Raw genomic sequence first — 567 nt, 5'->3', positions numbered from 1 at the left:
GATCACCACGTACACCTACGACGCGAAGACCGGCCGGATGACCCAGGCCACCCAGACACGCGACGGCAAGGAACTGGCGAAGGTCTCCTACACCCACAACGCCGCCGGTCAGCTGGAGGAGATCGACCGGGGCAACGATGCGGTGAGCACCTACACGTTCAACGACGCCGCTCTGCCCATCGGTGAGAAGCACACGGCACCCGGCGGAGACCTGATCGCGGAGCACGCCTACACCCACACCCCGCAGCGGCAGCTCGCCACCGACATCGCGACCGTGCGGGAGAAGGACGGCAGCGAGAAGAAGACCGCGACCACGCACACCTACGACACCGAGAACCACCTCACCCAGACCCGTGTCACCGAGGGCGACACCCCGGAGCAGGGAACGCTGGTCAGCCAGTGGGATTACGCCTACGACCTCGCCTCCAACCTCTCCCAGGTGAAGGCCACCACCCGCGCCGCCGACGGCACCGAGAAGACCACCACGACCGGCTACGAGCACGATGCCGCCTCCCGCACCACCCACATCACCGAGGACGGACAGAAGAAGGCCCAGACCTACGACGA

At 66.7% G+C, this 567-nt stretch carries 1 protein-coding gene; it reads left to right on the top strand.

Annotated elements, in window-relative coordinates:
- The coding region (locus EES43_RS30695; protein ID WP_164493202.1) for a hypothetical protein at positions 1-567 on the top strand (567 nt) is incomplete at both ends.

The sequence above is a fragment of the Streptomyces sp. ADI96-02 genome (assembly GCF_003846185.1).
Lineage (GTDB): Bacteria > Actinomycetota > Actinomycetes > Streptomycetales > Streptomycetaceae > Streptomyces.
Note: the sequence above shows the minus strand (reverse complement) of the source record. Positions and strands in the feature narration are given on the sequence as shown.